Raw genomic sequence first — 22780 nt, forward strand, 5'->3', positions numbered from 1 at the left:
CATAATGCCCGCGGTTTGCGGGCTTTTTTAGCTGTCTGGATACAAAAATTAGATAAGAGTGTCCGTTTCTAGTGGCCTGCGGTGTTATATAGGTATTCATATAAGAGAGGGGGACTCCACAATCGACACTACAGGGATCGAAGATTATATTCAACAGGTGCAGGAGGGGAACGTGGAAGCGTTTATCCCTATTGTAGAGGCTTATCAGCGGCAGTTATTTATCTACTGTTGTCGGCTGCTGGGTGATGAGCAGGATGCTGAGGATGCGGTTCAGGATATTTTTCTGAAAGCCTATAAGTCAATTTATAGCTATGCGCAAGCCGTCAGCTTCAGTGCCTGGCTGTACAAGATTGCTTACCATCATTGTCTGAATTTGATTCGTAAACGTCAATTGTACGATAAGCTCAGCCGACTATGGAAAGGGCATTTTGTTGCAGAGAGCGCCGAACAGGAGTATTTAAGAGGGGTTTTCAATGAGCCACTTTCTAAAGCACTGACCAAACTTTCTGCGGAGGAAAGAAGCTTGCTAATTCTGTATGTTTTTCATGAGAAGAGTTATACAGAGATTGGGGAAATTGCAGGCAAAAGCCCGGAAGCCGTTCGAAAAAAAATAACCCGGGTTCGCAATAAGGTGAAAGAAAATATCTATTCATGTCAGGAGGAAGGTCAATGGGAGCATTCATGGATTCAGACGAAGAGTTAAGAAGGTATTCCGTGTCCGACGATCATTTTCGAGAGATAGACCTCACGTCCAGCATCAGTCAGGAAATTGCGAAGATGGGGCATACCAATGCTACAAGATCCCGGCCTGTTAAAAGAAAAACGATTCTATCCATTGCTGTAAGCTGTGTTTTTCTGCTCTCATTTACCGCGTATGCGGCCTCTGGACATCTGCAAATCTTTAATAGTAAAGGGGAAGTTGTCGTTAAAACGACCGATCCATTGCCTTCGTTGCCTAATAAGCTGAGCAATGAATTGGAGATATACCATAAACAAGTATTAAGTATTTTACAACCCGGCGAAGTGGCGGCTTATTACATCAAGGATGATTATATCAACAAGCTGAACGGCTATGACACGGTAAATGAACTTAAATTCGAACAGCTTCCCATAGATTATCGATCCTATAAAGATTTCTTGGCTGAGCAGGCACGGACTTCGGCACCGAGACTTCAGCAGCCCGGATATATTCCCCAAGGGTTAAGCTTCTCTTACGGAAAAGTATTTCTTGAGGTACCTCTTGGTAAGGAGCGCGAACCGTTAAAACAAAAGCTAATCGATCGGGCGAATGCTTCCAAGAACACAGATAAATTATTTATCGAAAAATTGCAGGGGGCCAAAGCTTATTCGTCAGTCCTCCATTTAACAGATGGGAAGAACGATACCGCTGTGGGAATCATGGCCAGTTATGGCCAGGGAATAAGTCTGACCAAATCACCGGATGCTACGTCCGAGATCATACAGCTAAAGCAAGTGGAGGCGATGTATCTCAAGCAGCCTACCCTTGGCGAAACAATCACCTGGTATGACAGCAAGCAAGGCATTGTATACACGATAATGGTGAATAAAGAGGGGCTAATGAGTAAGACGGAGCTTATAAAGATGGCGGAAAGTTTGGTTTCTGAGTGATATCTGCATTGCGTTAGCAACGGCTGATTAAGAAGGAAGCCAGCCATGTGGCCATGGGCTCATGAAGTGAAACACAACAAAGGAGGCTGATCCCAAAGATATATCTTCTTATGGGACAGCCCCTTCTTTTTGTAACAAATCTAATTTGTTGTGATTCTAAACGGGATATGTGGCTGTTAATTCATCTGCATGAGTGCCTTCTTGTTCTGAAGCTTGAAATTGAATGTTATATAACTGTGCGTAAAGCCCATTTTTTTCTAATAAAGAATCATGTGTGCCTTCCTCAACAATAGTACCTTGATCTAAGACGATAATTCTAGACGCTTCTCGCACGGTTGAGAGTCTGTGCGCAATCACTAGTGTTGTTCGATCCTTCATTAACAGATCAAGTGATTCCTGAACCATTCGCTCGGACTCGTTATCGAGAGCGGAGGTAGCTTCATCCAGAAGAAGGAGTGGAGCATCACGAAGGAAAGCTCTGGCTATGGCTATACGTTGTCTTTGTCCTCCGGATAAAGTCGATCCATGTTCACCTAGCAAAGTGTCATAACCGTTAGGCAGCTTCGATATAAATTCCTCTGCACCTGCGAGACGGGCGGCGTGCTCTATATCTTCATCCGTTGCTGTACTAGAACTGTAAGCAATGTTATCCCGTATCGTCCCTGAGAACAAATAAGGGGATTGTGGGACATAGGTGATCATTGCCCGGGCTTCTTCAAGCTGATCGGGAATAGATCTTCCATAAACAGAGATGCTACCTGCATTTGGCTCATACAGTCCACAGCATAATCGAACGAGTGTCGTTTTCCCCGACCCGCTTGGTCCTACAACAGCGACGGTTTCACCGTGCTGGATGTGGATATTAACACCAGTAAAAAGCGGGGATTCATTACTCATGTTAGATGAATAGCTATAATGGACATTCTGTATTTGTAGTGCAGCCACTTCATCAGAAATTACAGGTAATACGCCCGGTTCTGGTGAAGAGTGATCGTTTCCTTCATCAGGGGAATCTAGTATAGCGAATACGCGGTCTGATGCACCTAAAGCTTCCTGTACGCTGCCCCATGTTTGGGACATATGGACAAATGGCCATTGAACCCTGCCCATCAGAATAATAAAGGCGAGTACTCCACCTGCAGTCGTCCCACCTTTTAAAGCAGATAAAGCTATTAAAGCCGCACATGTTATCATAATGATATTGTTGATAAAAGCAGAAGATTGCCATAGGAGTCCATTAAGAAGGGATCTTCTCAGCTGCATTCTTCGTAGCTTCTCACGTTCTAACGCATATTTGTCTAAGAGAATTTCTTCTAGTGAGAAAGCTCTGACGACTGCCATGCCTTGCAGTGTTTCTTGTAGAATCCCACGCAATTCTGCCTCTTTAGCATATATTTCAGTAGATAATTTACGTAGCCTGCGATCAAAGAAGCGACCAGAAAGAAATACAAGGGGGCCTGATCCGAGAGCAAGCAGTGCGAGCCAGACATCTGTTTTGGCCAAGTATAGAAAGGAAATAAAACATAAAAGAAGGTTATATCCTAAATCATATACGATGCTATTAATCATACCAATGGCTATTCCTGCATCCTGATTATTACGTGAAGTCAAATCACCGGAATGCATGGATTGTACTTGCTGAAAAGGTAGTCGGTTGCTCTTGCCAAATAGCTTACCACGGATATCCCAGGCCATCCGGCTCTGTATGACAAAGCGGAAGTAATGCTGTAGCATGAGACAGAAAATGATGATCACACAGACAATAGCACAAATAACGGTTATTCGCGTAAGCGCATCCATATTGGAGCTGTTGATCGTATCAATAAACACCTGCTGTACAGCCGCAATTCCTACATCCATTACTAACCTGGCGGAGAGGAGGAGTAAAGCAACAATAAAGCCAATACGATAAGGCCTAGCATAAGACATTAATCGACGCAGCACATATCCTAGTTTAAGCTCCTTGGATTCAGTTATATTCATTGTACTTCCTCCATGACCGCTGTAGTGTTGTCATCGTTGTTCAATGTTGTCTCTACCATGTTATAATACTTTCCTTTCAAATCCATTAGTTCCAGATGGGTCCCCTCTTCGACAATAGAGCCTGCTTCCATGTAATAAATATGATCTGCATTTCTGATGGTAGAGAGTCTGTGGGCAACAACAACGGTAGTTCGATCATGCATGAGTTCTTGTAGTGCTTGCCCGATGATTTCTTCATTGTGGCTGTCGAGCGCTGCAGTGGGCTCATCAAGAAGCAGAAGCTTAGGCTTTCGGACAAACGCCCTGGCAATGGATAGTCGCTGTCTTTCGCCTCCAGATAATGTAAGCCCCCGTTCACCGATAAAAGTCTCATATTGATGAGGGGTTGTCATAATGAACTCATGGATACCTGCGCTTTGTGCCGCTGCAATAATGTCTTCAGCAGTAGCATCAGGTCTTCCCCACGCAATATTCTCATAGAGTGTTCCGGAGAATAGATAGGATTCCTGAGATACATAAGCCAAATTCCTACGCCATGATCGATGTGGAATGCTGTTTAACAGCAGATTACCGGAGTGAATTGTACCCTCATTAGGCTCATATGAGGACAGTATTAATTGAAGAAGGGTACTTTTTCCGCTACCGCTAGGGCCGGCAAGTGCGGTTACCTTACCAGGTTGAATCGTTAGATTGACGCCTGTTAATACTTGATCATTACCATAACCAAAACCGACGTTGTTAAAAGAAATTGGATATAATCCGCTAACCGCCTGATTGGTGTTGGTCGATGTTCCGAAATGAAGATCTTTACCATTGGAATCACGGCGTACACCTTCTTCTTGTAAATCAAGGACCTCGAATAACCGCTTACCTTGCGCCAAAGAGCCTTGTAATTCGGTCCATAGATTCGCAAGCTTCGATACTGGATTCGCAATTTGCTCGAAGCATACAAGAAAGGCTGCCACAGCGCCCACATCCAAACGACCATGAATAACGAGATATCCACCATAGGAGAGAACATAGAGCAAACCACCAAGAATAACGGCAAGAGGCATATTATAAGCTACAGCTTCTAAGCGTGAGACCGGTAAATGTATTTTCAAATATTTCATAACCCGCCCTGTGAATTGCTGCTGAAGCTTGGGCGCAAGGGAGAAGGTACGAACAACCTCAGCACCCTGTACCGTATCCTGTATAAACATTTGTTGAGTAGTTTCAATGTGCTGTCTTTGCTCATGCATGGAACGTAGGCGAGAAGAAAAGGGAAGCATCACAAGCGGAACCAATGAGCAGATCAATAGCATCCCCAAGGTTAAGGCATATTGGAGAGAGAGCAGATAGGTCAGAAGAAATGTAATTTGCATCAGATTACTGAAGAGATCAATCGTCTTCTGATTGATGCCTTGTTGGGCAGCAGTCGCAGAATCATTAATACGACTGATGAGATCGCCAGAATGATAACGGTCTAAATCTTTCATTTGAACATTTAATAATCTGGACAGAACAGATACCTGAAGCTTGGAGGTGGATTTGAACTCAAGTACACCTGATAAGTAAGTTTTTAGAAAATTAGCCGAAGCCTCCACAGTAATGATTACTATTGCAATAATTGCTCCGGAAATCAAACTGGACAAGTCTTTATTCGTAGCAGCATTGATTATCCGCCGTAATGATTCAGCGATCCCAACTGCTGCAAGAGAAACGATTGCTGCCAAGATACACAATATGAGATACCAGCCAAAATAGGGTTTTCCAAGTTTCAGTAAACGCATAAATGTATTCGAAATGGCTCGTGATTTCTTTGTTGGCTCCGCTTGAGCATTCATCGATTTATTCAAATTAAATCCTCCCTGGTTCCTCATCTAGCATGACCTTGGTAGTGATAGCCAGCAGTTCTCGCAATTTATCTACTTGAAGATGGTAATATAACCGATGATCTTCTCTTTTGATCTCGATGAGGTCTAAGAAGAATAAGAAGTTGGCATGATAAGATACCGCTGCGGGTGTGATGCCAAGTGCTGTTGCAATTTCTTGCCCATAGTGAGGGCGATTGCGTAATAGTAACAAGAAGTCTAAACGTCTTTTATCCGAGAATGCCTTTAAGAATAATTCCGTTTTCTCCCGATCGGCGGCAGGGCCGAATATAAGATCATTATGTACTCCGAAGATTACTGTTACCACACGTTCAGATTCTGATGTGTTAAAAAAGAGACAATGGTTTCCAAATTGAGTTATGAAGCTAACGTGAAAATTAGTAGGGACGTCATATAAGGCAGGTTCATTTTTGTTAACCTCACGAATAAATCGTTCAGGATTATCTAGGAACATTTCTTCATACCGCCGGGAAGCTTCTTCAGATGCCTTTCTTAGTGGCTCTTTCAAAAGTGAAAACACATCTCGATAGAACTGTTTGAAGAGCTGCATATAACGTTGCTTCGTATCCTCCGGATGATTGAGGCATTCGAACAATGGTCCATGAGCCTCAATAACCTCATGATGTGGTTTTGTTCTAGTTAGAAGCTCTGTCATTAAGCGAAAATCCTTTTTAACGACCTCCCAATCGTTTCCATCGAGTAGTTCTTCTAATTTATCGTAATATACGCCATATACCATCTCTGCAACTACCTTCTTGGCTGGGCTTTCCTCCAAACGAGTGATCCATGCTTCAGCCGTTAGTGGTTCTGCCCAGGTACAGATGGACTCAAAGAAAGCAAAGTCCAGTGCTTTATGAAAAAAGTTAAATTGAAAGAAAAACAGGAGTTCCCGGTGTGCATGAGGCGACAAAAGTGACCGTGCTTCTTCATGATAGGATAAGGCAAGGGGATCCAGTTCAATTTTATAATCCGCTGCCCACGTCCGTATCTGCTCTTCATTAGCAATCATCCCCATGAAAAGAATGAATTCTAAAGCCTCGTTGTAAGCAAAATTAATGTTCTTTAGTAAGGTATTCTTCATCGTATCTGCCATCTTAGCCTCCATTTTTGAATAAAGTGAAATTTAAATATTATGTATGATTGATCAATGTTCAATAATCACTTAATGTTAAAATAAACCATATCCTATTTTTTGTAAAGATAAATATTTATTTCGTGATTTGACGATGTAATTCAATTTGAACAATTTTGAGGAACTGAAAAAGTTTGTGTGGTAAATTTTTCATGGTAAACTATGGAGAATTAAATCTCTTTTGGAGTAAGCATAGAGGAGGAAATGATGATATGGAAGTTGGAAAAATATTAGGTATAGCCTACAATGTGATTCCTGTTAAGGATCTGGAGAAATCGGCGGCATGGTTTGTCAAGCATTTTGGATTTAATATTAGACATCAAAGAGAAGATTATTTAAGCTTATTTAGAGATAACAGACCGATTTTAGATTTAATTCAAAGTGATAATGATTCACGAGCGGTCTTTGAAATAAAACAGAAGAAAAGATGGATCATTACATTTTTCACTAATGATATTGTATCTTTACATGACTATTTGAAATCAGAAGAAGTTAAGGTAGGAGATATTAGTGATGAGGGGGAATACGGGAAGTTTTTTGTGCTTGAAGATTTGGATGGTAATATATTTGATGTATGGCAACATCATGATTGTGAGCTAGTTTACTAGATATAATTCCCACGAAACGAGCCCTACAAGTGATTCTAGAGGCTCGTTTTTTCTCGTATGTTCTTAATGGAAACTCCTTCAGCGGCCTCATCACCAACAGTGTGGCTAGTTTAGTTCTTTTGATGAGACTCGTTAAACCATGCAAGTGCAAGCTGTTCTATATCCCTTACAAATCCTTTTTTAGCCGGGCTATTTCTTCAGGATGGCATCTTAAGTAATCTCTAAATATAAGATGTCGTTTAGTAATCTTCTTCCTGCAATGCCCCATTCTCCTGCAACATCATATCCGAGTGAGTTCATCTTGTCGTTAAATAAATCGACTTTTTCAATGTCTCTTACAATACACATCATGTCGATAACAGGTTTAGCTTTTAAGCCTGGAACGGATGTACTGCCGAAATGTTCAAAGCGTATTATTTCATCACCAAATATTGTTTTTAAAAATTCGGCTTCATCTTGAAACAGTCTAATCCAGTTTTCATTATAATCAGCTAATCTTACTTTCACAGGATATCCTCCTAAAAAGTCTTGATAATAGCATCGCGGAACGCCGAAAGGTGATAGATTGCCCGCTTGAAAAAAGGAGCAGTTCAGAAACTAATAAATAGTTCTGAACTGCTCTTATGTGTTTGAAGTGTCGCCCCGGTTCACTTCTTCTTGGTGTTTATTATTTTTAAAAAATCATTCCAAAAAGACTATTCCGCAGTAATAAATCTTCTGCCAAGCCACCACATTCCACTGCTGATTGCCAGGAAGTATAAAGGCATTGCCAGCAATGAACCATTATGGAGAAGGCTCATTCCCCATGTAGTCAGACTTACCAGTAAGTAGTACCCCAAGCTGAATATTGCACCCGCTGTGCCAATTACATCGTGGAATTGAACAAGGGCAAGACTCAGGCAATTAGGCAATGCCATACCGGCACCAATCAACATCACGTACATGGCTATTAAAATGCAGATCACGACCAGGATGTCCTTCACCCCGGGCAGATTACTTCCCAGCGTTAAAAGTAACGCTCCGCCAGTCATCACCAGACAACCCCGATGAATGATTGTTTCCGGTGCATACAGGGTTAACAATCTTCTGGAGATCATGGCTCCAACAACGGAGGCCAGAGCGACGATAATGCCCATAAAACCATAGACTCCCGGGGACAGCTGGAAGTGCTCGATGAAAATGAAGGGCGCTTCGGCATAATAACTGAATAATACTCCGTTAATTCCACCAATTATTCCTCCGAACACCAGCACACGAGGCATAGCAAGCATTCTTCGAACTACCGGCAGTATATCTACCTTTGATCGCTCAGAGACGTTTGTTGTCTCCGGGAGTCTCAAGTAGGAATATACAAACAACAACACACTCATTACCACTAGGACAAAGAACACCGCCCTGAAACCGAAGACCTGGTCAACCCATCCGCCAATAAGCGGTCCGACTGCTGGTGTAAACGCAATAACCGCCGATATTTGGGCGAACATGATATGTCTTCGCTCTCCTGATACACTTTCACGGAGCATCGTTTGGGTGATGACCGAGCCTGTTGCAGCACCAAAAGCCTGTATGAAACGGCTGACAAGAAGCCAATCAATGGATTTTGCATAAAAACACATCAGGCTTCCAATGCCATAGACAATAAGACCGCCCAACATCGCTGGCCTACGTCCGATCAAGTCGGACAACCAACCCCAACAGAAGACACCCAGAGCAAATCCGATAAAATAGATACTTAAAGTGGATTGTACGGAACTATTGGATACACCAAGTACCGCTGCCAGATCCGGTAGTGATGGGGTATAGATCGTCTCACTGATTTGTGGAAAAGCCACAAGAACAATCATTAAAAGCAACGATGGTACTGCATACTTCTTCATTATATTTTAGCCCTCCTACAAGCTTATACTCCGTTATGACAACAAGAATATGAGCCTAGCTAGGGAAAGGGGGGCATCATGATGGCGAGACGATTATAAATCATCATATCTTAGAATGGCCTTTCGTTCGTGATTGATTTAATGATAAGTAGGAGGGTTTACTAATAACTGCTAACGCATCGATTTAGGGTATCATGTCAAATTATTGAAGTCAACACTGACATGCTTAATAAATTTTTAATAATCTGCGCGTAAACTGACTGTATCAGTTTGGGATATCGCTAAACGATGATATCGGAGAGGATGACTATGATCAAAGTATTATTAGTAGAACAGGTGATAAGTGTAGCAAGGGTCATAGCGTCGGAACTAGAGCATGAATTGTACAGCGTAACGATTGCTAAAGATGGCGTTACAGGCCTGCAACTGGCACAAGATGAAGAGTGGGATATCATTATTCTGAGTTTAAAGCTTCCCGAGAGAAGCGGGATTGAACTGTGTAGGCAAATCCGGAGCATGAAGCAAACACCGATCATTATCATCGGAGCCCGAAATAATTTTGAGGATAAAATAAACAGCTTGGAGAATGGGGCGGACGATTATATCTTCAAGCCCTTATCCACCCGGGAACTGCTGGCACGTATGAAGTCCCTATTACGACGAACAGGTGCCTCAAGAGGAGAAGTGCTAGTGCTGGGCAATATAGAGCTGGATATTGAAGGGTGCTCGTTGAAGAAGAACAACCATGGCATAAAACTGACCAAACGCGAGTTCGAAATCCTCTTGGCCCTAATGAAGAATCGCGGGCGAGTTATGACCCGTGAAATGTTATTGGAGTCTATATGGGGCTATGATTCGGATGTGGATACGAAAATAATAGATGTGTATATCAGCTACCTGCGTAGTAAAATTGATGAGGTTGGACAACCCAGTGTCGTTCAGACGATGCGCGGTATTGGGTACATAATCCGAAATTAATCCTTTGGGTTAAAATAAGCCCAATTAGAGAAGCCCGCGAAATGGCGGGCTAGTTGAGGGGAGCGAGTCTATCCTATTGTACCTTTTATTCGTAATAGCCTTCAGTTGATTTACGGAGTTGCTTGAATTGATCCCCGTCATGGCCGAACCACACTTGAGAATTCGTTCGTGCAGCCAGGGTGCGAATTCTTTCTACCGTGTCCCGATACCCAAGCAGATCATAAATAATGCCTGGCGGCCGGACGGGTGGACCATAGCTTTCCGCTGAATAGATCGCATCCGAAGCCAGAATGATTCCTCCAGTGTCTGGTAGCTCAATATGCAAGCCAATCATGCCCCAAGCATGTCCGCTGCCAAAATTGAGGATTTTAATGCCTTCAGCTAGTTCCAGATTATCCTCCTGGCGTTTGATGGTTTTCCATTGCAGATGATTTTTGATCCAGGCATCAATGTCGTCCCAGACATAAGCACCTTCCTTGATATTACGGGCATAACTCTGCAGCGCACCGTTCAGCTCATCCTCATGCACGATAATGGTCGCGTTGGTGAACATCTCCAGACATCCCGCATGATCCAAATGCAAATGGGAAGCAACGACATACCGAATATCTTCGGGTCGTACGTTCAGCTGTTCCAGTCGGTTATGCAGATAACATTCCTCACTGGCGACCCATGGAGAGGATAATTGGGTGGATTCAGCCCAGCGCCCTTGCGGGCCCATTGAACTTGGATTACATGCGGTATCGAACAAAATCTTCCCCTCGGGATGGTCGATCAATACGGTATAGATCGGAAATTCAACAAATTGCGTCGCCGCATTAGGATTATTAATTGTAGCCGGATTGTACATGGCAATGATCCAGTTCTTGTCCATACTCATCGTTCCGTTATCCATGACATACAATTTAGGCTGTGGTTTAATTATGTTCGCCATACTCATTTCCTCCTGATGAAGAGTTATATTCATTCCATTGCACACTCCACTCGTAACAGTTACGCTAGTGTGGCAGCAGGTATAGACATACCTTAATCTAAAATCTAAACTTACATAAGGAGGCACTTTAAAGTGCCCAGGGTACCTACAAGTTCATAAGGGGGAAGAGGAATGACATCCTCAAGCAGAAAACAACAACCCGACATCACACGGGCGGGCTGTGGCTACAGCAGAGTCCTTGATATTATTTCTAATAAATGGACGGCGCTTGTTATTTACGCATTAGAGAATGGACAGATCAGATATGGGGAAATCTCCAGAAGAGTTGATGGTATTTCCAAAAAAATGCTGACCCAAACGCTGCGGAAGCTGGAGCGCGATGGAATCATAAAACGTCATATCACACCTGTGGTGCCTCCAATTGTGGACTATTCGCTAACATCATTAGGCGAAACCTTACTTGAACCGATGAAGGAACTAAGGCAGTGGGGCAGAACGAATTATTCGCAAGTTGAAGAGGCACGGTTTCACTATGATCGGACTTTACCGGAACGAGGAGGCTAAGCAAGTAAGAGCCTCTTTTTTGGCGATGCAGAGGTTCTAAATGAATTAATAATTCCTTAAGAATTGTTTCATAACCAGTTTATACTTGGGCATTACATTGGTTTAGACGAATTTTTTAATTGAAACGGAGTGAATATTCGTGCACCAATTGTTATCTTGGATATCTGAAACAGCCCTGCATCTGGTAAACACAATGGGGGTATGGGGGATATGGATAGGAATGATCTTGGAGAGCGCCTGTATTCCGATTCCGAGCGAGGTGATTATGCTCAGTGGCGGCTGGCTGGTTGCTCAAGGCTCACTTTCGTTTGTGGAGGTAGCTGTAGCGGGAATCATTGGGAACCTCTTGGGTTCAATCCTTGCTTATTATGTGGGCAGAGCCGGGGGACGACGCCTACTCCAGAAGTACGGCAAGTATATTTTGCTGAATGAGCATCATCTGGAGCAAGCGGAACGCTGGTTCGAGCGTTTTGGAGAGAGCACGGTATTCTTCACCCGTATGCTTCCCTTTGTCCGTACCTTTATCTCCTTGCCGGCAGGGATTGCAGGCATGAAGACCTGGAAATTTGCTGCATTTACCTTACTTGGCTGTATTCCCTGGAATTTGGCCTTGCTGTATTTGGGGTATCGTTTAGGAGGAAACTGGAGTATTGTGGAACAATATTTACGTCCAGTTAGTTACGCCATTTGCGGTGTGGTACTGTTGCTTCTCGTGTGGTGGTTGCTGCGCAGAAGAAAGGATCGAACAGTCTGACGTCACAACAACAGGCTTTGTACTTTTAGATGTCACATGCAATGTCGTATGATAAGTACATCCTGGAACAAATAGAGGTAGGGTGATTGGCCTGTATGTCCATTCGATTGAAGTTTCTGCTGTCTTACGCGGCAATGCTGGTAGTACCACTGTTTCTGATTCTGATAACAGCTTCGCTGCTAACTATCGTCTATCATGGGGATGTGCAAAGCCTTAAAAGTGCCTATGGAAGTAAATTTGAAGGCATGGAAGAGAGCGATACCCGCAATCTGATCAAGCACACCTTTATGCAGAATAAAGATTTACTGACAGACCCTGTTTTTTTGAATGAACTATCCGCAGATATGCTCAAGAAGAACACTTCTATTTATATTCGTGCCGACCATAAGGCATTGTATGCATCAGACGATGTCCTCCTGAAGAAAGGGCTGATAGACAGCCTGCCGGGTTTTAAACAAGCCGGAACTAATAATGAGCCCTACAGGGAGAAATATAACAATGAATGGTATCAGATTGCGCAGTTTGATTTATTATCCAAGGATGCAGAGCCGGTAAGTATTTTTTTGGTGAGTAAAATCGACCCGTTGGTTCAATTCGTGCGAACGTTTTTTCCGATTCTGTTTCTGTCCACCGTCGTTGTCCTATTTCTGACACATACCTTGCTGACAACCTATATGTCGAGACGAATTATTCGTCCCTTGCTTGAACTGCGTACAGCAGCGCGGATGGTGACCGATGGTGATCTTGATTTCAAGGTGGAGATTAGCGGCAAGGATGAACTGGGACAATTAGGCATGGCCTTTGAAGAGATGAGGTCCCGGCTTCAGGAGTCTATTCAAGTCCAGCAGCAATATGAGAACAACCGCAAAGAGTTGATTACGAATATTTCCCATGATTTAAAAACACCGATTACTGCTATTAAAGGCTATGTGGACGGGATTTTGGAAGGCGTAGCGGACTCACCTGAAAAAACTGAAAGGTACATGCGCACCATCGCCGCCAAAGCCGGTGAACTGGATCATCTGATCGATGAATTATTTTTGTACTCCAAGCTGGATATGCAGAAGCTGCCGTTTTCCTTTGAATCCGTACCGATTCTCCCTTTCCTGAATGATTGGGCGGACGAGCTGAAGGTGGAGTTGGAAAAACAGGAGGTAGATTTGCAAATTGATATGGATGGCGGAAACACAGCCAAGGTTGCTGTAGACCGGGACTCATTTAGACGCGTGCTCAGCAACATCATTCAGAACAGTCTGAAGTATATGGATAAACCGAACAAGAAGATCACCGTGAGCACCAAGGTAGAGGCGCGATCCCTTACGCTGGCTATCGGAGACAATGGTCCCGGCGTTCCTTCGGAAGCTGCTGAGCATATATTCGAACGGTTTTACCGTGCGGAGCAGTCTAGAAATACAAAAACAGGCGGAAGTGGTCTTGGTCTTGCCATCGCTAAGCAGATCATAGTAGAACATGGCGGAGCCATTTATGCGGACAGTCAGGAAGGTGTCGGAATGGTGATTACAATTGTGTTACCAATAGAAGAGGAGGCGCTGGTCAATGCAGAGAACGATACTGATCGTAGAAGATGAGCCTTCCATAGCCGAGCTTCAGCGGGATTATTTGGAGATGAACGGATATCGAACGGAGATCGCTGTGGATGGGGAACAGGGGCTAGAGCTAGGTCTTAGCGGCAAATTTGAATTAATCGTGCTGGATGTAATGCTGCCCAAGCTGAGTGGCTTTGAGGTGTGCAAAAAAATCCGTGATGCGCTGGATATTCCTATCCTAATGGTCACTGCGCGACGGGAGGACATCGACATTGTGCGTGGCCTTGGGCTTGGCGCGGATGACTATATGACCAAGCCCTTCAAGCCTGCTGAACTGGTCGCGAGAGTAAAAGCCCATTTGTCACGTTATGACCGTCTGAAGGGGAGTGGGAGTGGATCTTCCACGACAGAGCTTGAAATCAGGGGGCTACGATTGAACCCCGACTCCCGCCGTGCTTTTGTCAGAGATGAAGAGGTCACACTGACGACCAAGGAATTTGATCTGCTCTATTTTTTTGCTCTGCACCCCAATCATGTATTCAGTAAAGACCAGCTCTTCGAGCGGTTGTGGGGCATCGACTCACTTGGTGATACACAGACGGTGACCGTGCATATCCGCAAACTGCGGGAGAAAATCGAAGAGGATTCCGCCAATCCAGTGTATATTGAGACGTTATGGGGGGCTGGCTATCGATTCCGTCCTTAAAATGAATATGGCAAAGCCAAAGCTAATCTGCGGATGATGCTTTGGCTTTTTTTGTTGCCGGGGAAGTTAATATTTTTTTAAGAGTCTGTTCACAGCCATTTTAGATTTACCCTGTAGTCTAGGGTTGCGGGAAAGCTTACGGGAACTGGACATTATAGCTAAGGGGGAGTAGACATGGAGGATATAGCGAAGTTAACAGAAGTAAGCAAGGAATTCCGGAACGGTAGAGGCATTAGCGGTGTGAATCTGGTGCTGCAAAAAGGAGATATCTACGGATTGCTCGGACCCAATGGTGCCGGCAAAACAACTCTTCTAAAAATGCTGACCGGACTCATTTCTCCAAGCTTCGGAAGCATTACATTGTTCGGACAAGATTTGGAGCATTCCTTCGCATCAGGCATGCGAAAAGTGGGCTGTATGATTGAATCCGCTGATTTTTACGATTATGTCACCGCGATTCAATATTTGAAGCTGAATGCCAGCTTTTATCCGAATATCACACCACAGCGGATTGATGAAGTACTTGAGGCGGTTGGTCTTACAGCGTTTGGCAAAGAAAAAATAAGACACTTTTCCACCGGTATGAAACAGAAGCTTGCCATGGCCTCATCGATTCTGCACTCCCCCGAACTTGTCATCTGGGATGAGCCGACGAATGGACTGGATATTGAAGGGGTTGTTCACTTCCGCTTGCTAGTTAAGCAACTATCTGCTGAACAGGGAATTACCTTTCTGATCTCCAGTCACATGATTCATGAATTAGAGCAGCTCTGCAATAGAGTTGGTATTTTGAATCAAGGCGTTCTGATCCGAGAGGGCAACGTGCAGGAGCTGCTGACGGATAATCTCTCACTGGAGCAGTATTATATCGGGGAACTTCAAAAAGGAAAGGAGCTGATGAACGATGGACGGCTTGGCAGCAGGACTTAAAAACGAACTACAGCTCATGATCTATCGTAAAAAGACAATCTTCTTCTTCGCTATATCCGTATTCATTCCGGTGCTGCTGATTGCACTATTCCATTCGCTGCAGCCTGTTCTGGGACTGTTTGCAGTCAGTCCATCTTATCCGATTCAGATGCTGGAGATGTACACGATCTTCTTGATTCCGTTGTTTCTGTTTCTGGAGATTGCTGATTTATTTCCACAGGAAGTCTCCTCCCGGACTTTGAAACTGGCCCTGCTGCGACCCATTACGAGATTAGGTGCTTATACGGCTAAGTTTCTTGCGCTGGGGGTAGCCATCGGAGCATTGCTGCTTCTTCTCGGAATCGTGAGCACCCTGTGTAATCTAATGCTTGGAACCCCGGGCACAGGAAGTATCGACGCTTTCGGATTGCTAAAAGCTTACGTAGCAGCGTTCCTGTCCATGTGGTCCCTTGCAGCATTGTTTGTATGCGTGGCCCAATTTTTCCGGAGCGCTGGCGGATTTCTGGTGTTCTCAATTCTATTATACGCGGGGACCAAAGCCGCTCCTTACTTTCTGCAAGGCTTCTCCTCATTCTCCATAACTTCATATACAGACTGGTATTCTTTATGGCTCGGCCATTCCATCTCAGTTGCCAAACTGGCAACGGGTTCGGTGTTTGTGTTATCCAGCCTGGTTCTGTTTCTGGCCCTAGGCTACATCTTCTTTGAGAGGAAGGAGGTCTAGTCTGGAATTTTGACGGTAAGCAAATCACTCATGTTGTTATATGAAAGGGGAACGGGTCAATGAATAGCACAAGCACTTTAGTAGAGAGAGAAGAGCAATTATGGAACAAGGTTCCGCAGGTCACGATCTTTTTCTGGATGATTAAAATCATGGCTACGACTGTGGGAGAAACGGCCGCAGATTATCTCAATTTCAATTTGAATTGGGGATTAACCATCACCACTCTCGCAATAACGGGTCTGCTGATTGTCGCCCTGTTCTTCCAAATGTCGGCCAATAGATATATTCCTTCATTGTATTGGCTGGCAGTCGTGCTGATCAGCGTTGTAGGGACACTAATTACTGACAACCTCGTTGACAATCTCGGGGTACCGCTGGAATCAACAACTCTATACTTCTCGTTGGCCCTGCTGGTTACCTTTGTAGCTTGGTACACAAGCGAGAAGACGTTGTCGATCCATTCCATTACCACAAGAAAGCGGGAAGCGTTCTACTGGCTGGCGATTCTCTTCACCTTTGCACTGGGAACAGCAGCCGGTGATCTTTTCGCCGAAACTCTGGACCTGGGGTACCTGGTCTCTGCAGTGATTTTTGCCGCTATTATTGGATTGATCACTTTGGCACACTTCCGTCTGAAGCTGAATGCTGTTGTGGCGTTTTGGTTGGCGTATATTCTGACCCGTCCTATGGGGGCGTCATTGGGAGATTACTTGTCGCAGCCCCGCAGTGAAGGTGGACTTGAACTGGGGACGACTGGCACTAGCATTATTTTTATCGTCATTATCCTGGGCTTGGTTCTATATTTGACAAAAACTAAGAAAGACCAGATATCTCTGAACTAGAGGGCAAGCGAAACGAGGAGTTTTTCTATGAAGCAGAATCCAGTAGTACTTATTGTAACCTCCAAATTCGGAGACGGTCATTTGAAAGTCGCTGAGGCCATCGAGATCGCTTTTAAAAACAGAGGCATTCGCCGTATCCACACCATAGATATGCTTGCTGAAGTATACCCTCGTGTGAATGAGCTCTTCCGCAGATTCTATTTGAGTGGCTCTGTCCTTTCACAAGAAATCTACGGATGGGTGTATTCACTGACGAGCAGGATGAATCCGGGACACCCCTTGGGGAGCTGGGTTCATTCCATGGGCAAGCGGCAGGTGCAGGAGATCCTTGATAAGATACGACCGGATATCATTATTCATACCTTTCCGTATTTAGCTGCCGCTCAGCTTATCAAGGAGACGGGGCGTCCAGTCCCGACATTCACAATCCTGACGGATTATGTATTGCATGGTAGATGGCTACATCCCCATACCACCAAGTATTTTCTCGCCGCCGAAAGTGTGAAGCCAGCCTTCCTGGATGCAGGAATATCGGAAGAAGCACTCATGGTTAGCGGAATTCCCATTCGTCCAGATTTTGAACAGCTTCAGGATCGTGAGGACCTCTTCGATAAATATGGTCTAAGTATTAACAGGCGTTATCTTCTTCTAGCGGCAGGCGCATACGGTGTGTTATCTAACATTAGCGGTTTGATCCAGAGTGTGGTCGATAAATCCGATTTTGATGTCATCGTCGTGTGTGGGAATAATCACAAGCTTCGAACGGCGACTGATGATTTATTTCAGAAGAACAATCGTGTTCATGTGCTGGGCTATACGGATAAAATGCACGAGTGGATGTCTATCGCATCTTATCTACTGACCAAGGCGGGCGGGATCACCTTGACGGAAGCGATTGCTCAATCCCTCCCGGTTCTGGTCTATCGTCCGCTTCCGGGACAGGAAGCAGGCAATGCAGAGTCGTTGGCAAGCCAAGGAATCATTGATGTTGTTAACAATGAAGATCAGTTCATCCATCAGCTTCAGCAGTTGGAACAAAGAAGCTATAGAGAAGAGAAGCAACAATTAATGAAGAGTTTTTCGCGAAAATCCTCTGCGGAGCTTATTGTCTCAGAAGTGCTGCAAGTGACAGAGGCTCGGCAACCAGTGGCTCGGCACGCCAAACCCAGAATCACCGAAGGGCAGGCGACCACCATCCACGGTCTCTAAAAGAAAGTCCGCGAATTCATGATTTAAGATTTATTTAATAGTCTCTTCACGATGAGTTTAGGATTATCACTTAGGATTAGCATTGTGCAAGATAAAACTAGCAATGAAGGGAAGGTAGAAACATGAAGAAGAAATGGCTCTTAACCGGAAGTGCAGTTGGAATTAGTGGTGCGTTGATGTTGGCCACCGGCCTTACGGCATTTGCGGGAACCTCGGGGTATGAAGATTACAAGGCTGCGCTGAAGAATACGGGTCAGAATCTGAAAAGTGTGACTGTTCAGGCAGATGCAGTCCTTAAGGATAACGGTTCCCTGCTTAGTCAGGCACAAAGTACATTAAAGGCAAACCTGAAGAATGAAGCGGTGAGTGGAACCGTTAAGATTAGCGGAAAAGCAGGTTCTCAGAACCTCAACCTTTATAGTCAGCCTGATGGACAAGTCTGGAAAAGTGATGCCTCCGACACCTACTATGTGAAGAAAGACAAAGTGGATAAGGATGATCAGGAACATGGAAAAGAGACTAAGGATGGGGCTTGGTTCAACAGTCAGGAAGAGACGGTTATTGATGCACTGATCGGTAACTTGAAGAATGAAATCACCTCTACCACGGCAAACGACGGATCCAAGAATATCTCCTTGCAGCTGGATAATGCGCAAATTCCGGCGGTTGTTCAAGCACTCGCACCAGTTGCTTTCAAGCATTTGTCGGATCAAGCACAGCGGAGTGACCTGAAAGACAGTGGGGCCAAAACCCAGCTGAATGGTCCAGAGAATCTGTTCAAGCACAACCTGTTTAATCTCAAGGATATCGCGCTGACCGAGGGTGTGCAAATTCAAAACATCCAATTGGATGCAGTGATCAATCCAGCCAACGAAATTCAGCGCCAGCAATTTGACATAACATTTACCGGTAAAGATGCTCAAGGTGTGTCGCATACATTGACTGCAAGTCTGGATGTTCAATTGTCTGCTTTGAACACAACAACACCTGATACCATTGACTTGAATGGGAAAAAGGTGCAGCAAGTACAGGATCATCATGAAGGTAGACATCACGACTAAACGGAGCTAAGAATAGCATCTACACAGAACTAAAGACGGATAAGAGCCTTGAGTTCTTATCCGTTCTTTTTAAAAGTCACGATAAGGATGAGGAGCGCACGATAATATGCATGATTACATTACGGCAATTATTCAAGGCATTGTGGAGGGAGTTACCGAATTCCTACCGGTATCCTCCACAGGCCATCTTATTCTAAGCGGGGAGCTACTGAAATTCACAGGAGAGAAAGCCGATACGTTCGAGATCGTTATTCAGTTGGGAGCCATACTTGCTGTGGCCATTATTTACTGGCGACGGATTCTCGGCTTACTGGGTCTGGTAAAGGTTGAATCGGAATCCGGGAATTCATATGGAGGGCAGAAATTGAATCTGCTCCATGTGATCCTGGCCTGCTTGCCGGCAATGGTGCTTGGTCTTGTTCTTCATTCTGTGATCAAAACGTATTTGTTCTCTCCCTATACGGTACTTGCAGGACTGGTGCTGGGAGGGGTTTTTATGCTGTATGGACAGAAGAAACAGACTTCGATCACGGCAGGAAATATAGATCAGCTATCTTATAAGCAAGCTTTCACAATTGGTTTATTTCAATGCTTGGCGTTATGGCCTGGATTTTCTCGTTCCGGCGCGACGATTGCAGGGGGCCTGCTGACGGGTGCCAGCTACAAAGCGGCTACGAACTTTTCATTTCTCATCGCGATCCCGATGATGGTTGCTGCAAGCGGCTATGAGCTGCTGAAGAGCTATCACACACTCACAGCTGCCGACGCTAGTTTTTTCATCACTGGATTTGTAGTCGCTTTTGTTGTGGCCCTGTTAGCGGTCATTACCTTCTTGAAGCTGTTAGAACGGCTGAAGCTTGCCCCCTTTGCCTATTACCGGTTTGGACTTGCAGCGGTGTTTGCAATCTACCTGCTGGTTCGTTAATTTGGCAGAGGACAACTTTAGCTTGATTTACATGCAATTGAATCCGTATCATGGAGAGGAGCTATACAATGAACGAGGAGTAATAACGAGAACTGATTAGTCCTATGTTTTGGAGGAATCGACGTGAGTGCAATTTTTCAAATCCATCACTTGGCCAAATTGAATTGGTCGACAGATGCTAACAATCGGAACAAGTATTTATTCTCACAGATCTCTGCGGAGATCGCCGAGCCGACCAGGATTGCATTGATTGGTGCTTCTGGACAGGGGAAAAGTACGCTGCTGCGAATCATGGCGCTACTGGACACGCCGGATGAAGGGGATCTGCTGGTCAACGGTAAGTCCTATCAACATATTCATGCCCGGCAATGGAGAATGGCTGTTACCTATGTGGCCCAACAAGCGGTTATGCTTCCAGGTAGTATTGAGGATAATTTGCGCACGGTAAGCAAGCTGCATGGGCAGCCTTATGATGTTTCCCTTGCCACCGAGCTTCTGGAGCAGCTTGGACTTGATTACCTGGATCTTGGTAAAGTAGCGGAGGATTGTTCAGGCGGAGAGAAGCAACGGATTTCCCTGATTCGTTCGCTGCTGCTCAGGCCTGAGATTCTTTTGCTGGATGAGATCACAGCTTCACTGGATATGAACAGTACACAGAAGGTGGAAGCGCTGCTGCTGAAATGGCATGAGGAACAAGGGACAACCTTCATCTGGGTCACTCATGATCTAGAGCAAGCTCGTAGAATCAGTAATCGAACATGGGTAATGGACAAGGGTGGGCTTCAGGAATACAGCAGTGAATCTTTTTTTAATGAACCAGTGGCGGACTTGGCGAGAAGATTTGTTGGGCCCATGGAAGGAAGGCTCCAGCCATGACCTTAACCGCACTCAGCTTCACACTGCTCTTTGTCATGGGCACCATGATGATCTCGATCTGGCAAAAGCTTGGCCTGGAAAAGGACATTGCTGTTGGAACTGTACGGTCAGCGGTTCAGCTACTGGTCGTTGGCTATGTGCTGCAGTTTATTTTTAATGCCGATCATGTTATATACATAATCCTGATAATTCTCTTTATGATTGCTGTAGCCTCATGGAATGCCGCCAAGCGGGGAAAGGGCTTGCCAGGACTCTTCTGGAGGATTGCCTTGGCGATTTCAGTTTCGGAGGTGCTGATGATGGGGATTCTGCTTGGTCTGCATATCATTAAGGCAACCCCTCAATATATTATTCCCATCAGCGGAATGACGATCGGGAGTGCTATGGTTGTCTCCGGACTGTTCATTAATCATATCAAGCAGGAGGTTCAGTCGAACAAGGGAGAGATCGAGACCCTGTTATCTCTTGGCGCAACCGCCCAGCAGGCGATGCAGAAGGTCCGGGCAAGCTCTGTGAAATTCAGTATGATTCCAACGATTGACGGGATGAAGACGGTAGGCCTTGTACAGCTGCCCGGGATGATGACCGGAATGATTATTGCCGGGACGGATCCTATCATTGCCGTCCGCTATCAGATTCTAATCGTATTCTCTTTTACCGCCTCTGCTGCGATTACCAGCATACTGCTCAGTGTGCTGATTTATCGGCTCTTCTTCACGGCTGGTCTGCAGCTGAAGCGGTAAGGAGATTATTTCCAGATGTCGATAGGCTTCGCGTCTTTGCTTTTTCCAAGGGCGCTCAGCCCGTAGACTTCTTCAATCGTACGCAGCAATGAGAAATGATTCGTCTTTACCGAGTATGCGCCTTTTTTGACATTGGCTCCCACAATGATTGTCGGTATTTTGTTATGTTGGCTCATATCATCCTCATCCCAAGTTACAATAAGCAGGCTATTGTGGGTAGTGGCCCAGGTAGCATAAGAGGACAGATGCGTCTTTAGCCACAGATCTGCTGTTTTAATACTGCCGTCGTGCATATCATTATCCAGGTTTGGAATGACAAAAGAAACGGTAGGTAAGTTATTGAAATCCTTGGGAAAGCTGGATAAAGGCAAGTTGACGCTGGCTGGAACATTGGAGAAATTGACCCACGGATTATGCTTTCTCGCGTACTTGGTCTTCAGATCATAGGGACCTGTGTACCCTATTTTAGGCAGACCTTCTGAATAGCCTCCGAATGTATAACCATTACGAAGGAGCTCAGAAGCTAAATTAGCGTGGGCTGTAGGAGGATGGGACCGGTCATCGGTTATACCTTGATTGGAACCCGAAAACAAGTCCAAATAATTGGGCTGGCTCGGATGTTCGATCGCATAATGATTCGTAAGACTCAATCCTTGCTTGACCAAGCTGTTCATGTATGGAGCCGCCGGGTTATTTAAAATCTTTTGTGAGGAATGATTCTCTTCAACCACGATCACGATATGATCTACAGCAGCTTTAGAAGCAGCAGTGTTTGAATGGGCAGCAGGCAGAGAGATTACGCCCAGCATCGTACTTAAGGCGAGTGAAGCGATCATTAGCTTGGATTTGAACATATATTCTCCTCTTTCTTATGTAATCTTTGG

General features: G+C 44.8%; 23 protein-coding genes. 16 read left to right on the forward strand and 7 right to left on the reverse strand.

Annotation, left to right across the window (positions count from 1 at the left end; genetic code table 11):
• Positions 1-58 precede the first annotated feature (58 nt).
• Positions 59-703: an RNA polymerase sigma factor gene (locus AC3Y23_RS08890; RefSeq protein ID WP_379197808.1), complete on the forward strand. Its 645-nt coding sequence runs from the start codon at positions 59-61 to the stop codon at positions 701-703.
• Positions 670-1629 (forward strand): DUF4367 domain-containing protein, encoded by a 960-nt coding sequence (locus AC3Y23_RS08895; protein ID WP_379197810.1) that lies wholly within the window; start codon positions 670-672, stop codon positions 1627-1629. The genes AC3Y23_RS08890 and AC3Y23_RS08895 overlap by 34 nt, the downstream gene beginning before the upstream one ends.
• Before the next feature lie 156 nt (positions 1630-1785).
• Here the strand turns inward: AC3Y23_RS08895 and AC3Y23_RS08900 are convergent, their stop codons facing one another.
• Genes AC3Y23_RS08900 through AC3Y23_RS08910 form a run of 3 tightly spaced genes read right to left on the reverse strand, consistent with a single transcriptional unit; the run spans position 1786 to position 6579 of the window.
• Entirely contained in the window at positions 1786-3612 is a 1827-nt protein-coding gene (locus AC3Y23_RS08900) for an ABC transporter ATP-binding protein (RefSeq protein WP_379197812.1), read from the reverse strand.
• Positions 3609-5474, reverse strand: coding sequence for an ABC transporter ATP-binding protein (locus AC3Y23_RS08905; RefSeq protein WP_379197815.1), 1866 nt, complete (start codon positions 5472-5474; stop codon positions 3609-3611). Before AC3Y23_RS08905 ends, AC3Y23_RS08900 begins: the two co-directional genes overlap by 4 nt.
• Positions 5452-6579, reverse strand: coding sequence for a helix-turn-helix domain-containing protein (locus AC3Y23_RS08910; protein WP_175372685.1), 1128 nt, complete (start codon positions 6577-6579; stop codon positions 5452-5454). Before AC3Y23_RS08910 ends, AC3Y23_RS08905 begins: the two co-directional genes overlap by 23 nt.
• Before the next feature lie 251 nt (positions 6580-6830).
• Between AC3Y23_RS08910 and AC3Y23_RS08915 the strand changes: the two genes are divergently transcribed.
• Complete coding sequence (locus AC3Y23_RS08915) at positions 6831-7226, forward strand: VOC family protein (protein WP_379197817.1); 396 nt, start codon at positions 6831-6833, stop codon at positions 7224-7226.
• A gap of 210 nt (positions 7227-7436) precedes the next feature.
• Here the strand turns inward: AC3Y23_RS08915 and AC3Y23_RS08920 are convergent, their stop codons facing one another.
• The gene (locus tag AC3Y23_RS08920; RefSeq protein ID WP_379197819.1) at positions 7437-7733 is read right to left on the reverse strand and encodes a GrpB family protein; all 297 of its coding nucleotides are present in this window, start codon (positions 7731-7733) and stop codon (positions 7437-7439) included.
• A gap of 188 nt (positions 7734-7921) precedes the next feature.
• Positions 7922-9103, reverse strand: a complete 1182-nt coding sequence (locus AC3Y23_RS08925; protein ID WP_379197821.1) for a multidrug effflux MFS transporter — start codon at positions 9101-9103, stop codon at positions 7922-7924.
• Between the two features lie 309 nt (positions 9104-9412).
• On the opposite strand from AC3Y23_RS08925, the gene AC3Y23_RS08930 reads away from it, so the two are divergent.
• Entirely contained in the window at positions 9413-10081 is a 669-nt protein-coding gene (locus tag AC3Y23_RS08930; RefSeq protein WP_379197823.1) for a response regulator transcription factor, read from the forward strand.
• An 85-nt stretch (positions 10082-10166) separates the two neighbouring features.
• Here the strand turns inward: AC3Y23_RS08930 and ahlS are convergent, their stop codons facing one another.
• A complete protein-coding gene (ahlS, locus tag AC3Y23_RS08935; RefSeq protein WP_379197825.1) occupies positions 10167-11015 on the reverse strand; it encodes an AhlS family quorum-quenching N-acyl homoserine lactonase in 849 nt (282 codons plus the stop codon).
• A gap of 171 nt (positions 11016-11186) precedes the next feature.
• Between ahlS and AC3Y23_RS08940 the strand changes: the two genes are divergently transcribed.
• The 12 genes from AC3Y23_RS08940 (at position 11187) to AC3Y23_RS08995 (ending at position 21896) form a co-directional block, all read left to right on the forward strand.
• Positions 11187-11579: a winged helix-turn-helix transcriptional regulator gene (locus tag AC3Y23_RS08940; protein WP_379197827.1), complete on the forward strand. Its 393-nt coding sequence runs from the start codon at positions 11187-11189 to the stop codon at positions 11577-11579.
• A gap of 193 nt (positions 11580-11772) precedes the next feature.
• A complete protein-coding gene (locus AC3Y23_RS08945) occupies positions 11773-12333 on the forward strand; it encodes a DedA family protein (protein ID WP_379198564.1) in 561 nt (186 codons plus the stop codon).
• Between the two features lie 95 nt (positions 12334-12428).
• Positions 12429-13922: a sensor histidine kinase gene (locus AC3Y23_RS08950; protein ID WP_379197829.1), complete on the forward strand. Its 1494-nt coding sequence runs from the start codon at positions 12429-12431 to the stop codon at positions 13920-13922.
• Entirely contained in the window at positions 13891-14586 is a 696-nt protein-coding gene (locus AC3Y23_RS08955; RefSeq protein WP_379197831.1) for a response regulator transcription factor, read from the forward strand. The genes AC3Y23_RS08950 and AC3Y23_RS08955 overlap by 32 nt, the downstream gene beginning before the upstream one ends.
• Positions 14587-14760: 174 nt before the next feature.
• Complete coding sequence (locus AC3Y23_RS08960) at positions 14761-15516, forward strand: ABC transporter ATP-binding protein (RefSeq protein WP_379197833.1); 756 nt, start codon at positions 14761-14763, stop codon at positions 15514-15516.
• Positions 15491-16240, forward strand: coding sequence for an ABC transporter permease (locus AC3Y23_RS08965; protein WP_379197835.1), 750 nt, complete (start codon positions 15491-15493; stop codon positions 16238-16240). The genes AC3Y23_RS08960 and AC3Y23_RS08965 overlap by 26 nt, the downstream gene beginning before the upstream one ends.
• Before the next feature lie 59 nt (positions 16241-16299).
• Positions 16300-17082, forward strand: coding sequence for a COG4705 family protein (locus tag AC3Y23_RS08970; protein ID WP_379197837.1), 783 nt, complete (start codon positions 16300-16302; stop codon positions 17080-17082).
• A 27-nt stretch (positions 17083-17109) separates the two neighbouring features.
• Positions 17110-18291, forward strand: a complete 1182-nt coding sequence (locus AC3Y23_RS08975) for an MGDG synthase family glycosyltransferase (RefSeq protein WP_379197839.1) — start codon at positions 17110-17112, stop codon at positions 18289-18291.
• Positions 18292-18413: 122 nt separating this feature from the next.
• On the forward strand, positions 18414-19352 hold the full coding sequence (locus AC3Y23_RS08980; RefSeq protein WP_379197841.1) for a hypothetical protein: 939 nt from the start codon (positions 18414-18416) through the stop codon (positions 19350-19352).
• Positions 19353-19458: 106 nt separating this feature from the next.
• On the forward strand, positions 19459-20277 hold the full coding sequence (bacA, locus tag AC3Y23_RS08985) for an undecaprenyl-diphosphate phosphatase (protein ID WP_379197843.1): 819 nt from the start codon (positions 19459-19461) through the stop codon (positions 20275-20277).
• Positions 20278-20400: 123 nt separating this feature from the next.
• Positions 20401-21153 carry an ABC transporter ATP-binding protein gene (locus AC3Y23_RS08990; protein ID WP_379197845.1) on the forward strand — a complete coding sequence of 251 codons (753 nt, stop codon included), beginning with the start codon at positions 20401-20403 and terminating at the stop codon, positions 21151-21153.
• Positions 21150-21896 carry an ABC transporter permease gene (locus tag AC3Y23_RS08995; RefSeq protein WP_379197847.1) on the forward strand — a complete coding sequence of 249 codons (747 nt, stop codon included), beginning with the start codon at positions 21150-21152 and terminating at the stop codon, positions 21894-21896. The genes AC3Y23_RS08990 and AC3Y23_RS08995 overlap by 4 nt, the downstream gene beginning before the upstream one ends.
• A 5-nt stretch (positions 21897-21901) precedes the next feature.
• Here the strand turns inward: AC3Y23_RS08995 and AC3Y23_RS09000 are convergent, their stop codons facing one another.
• Entirely contained in the window at positions 21902-22750 is an 849-nt protein-coding gene (locus AC3Y23_RS09000; protein WP_379197849.1) for an alkaline phosphatase family protein, read from the reverse strand.
• Positions 22751-22780 lie beyond the last annotated feature (30 nt).

It is taken from the genome of Paenibacillus sp. MAHUQ-45 (assembly GCF_058133325.1).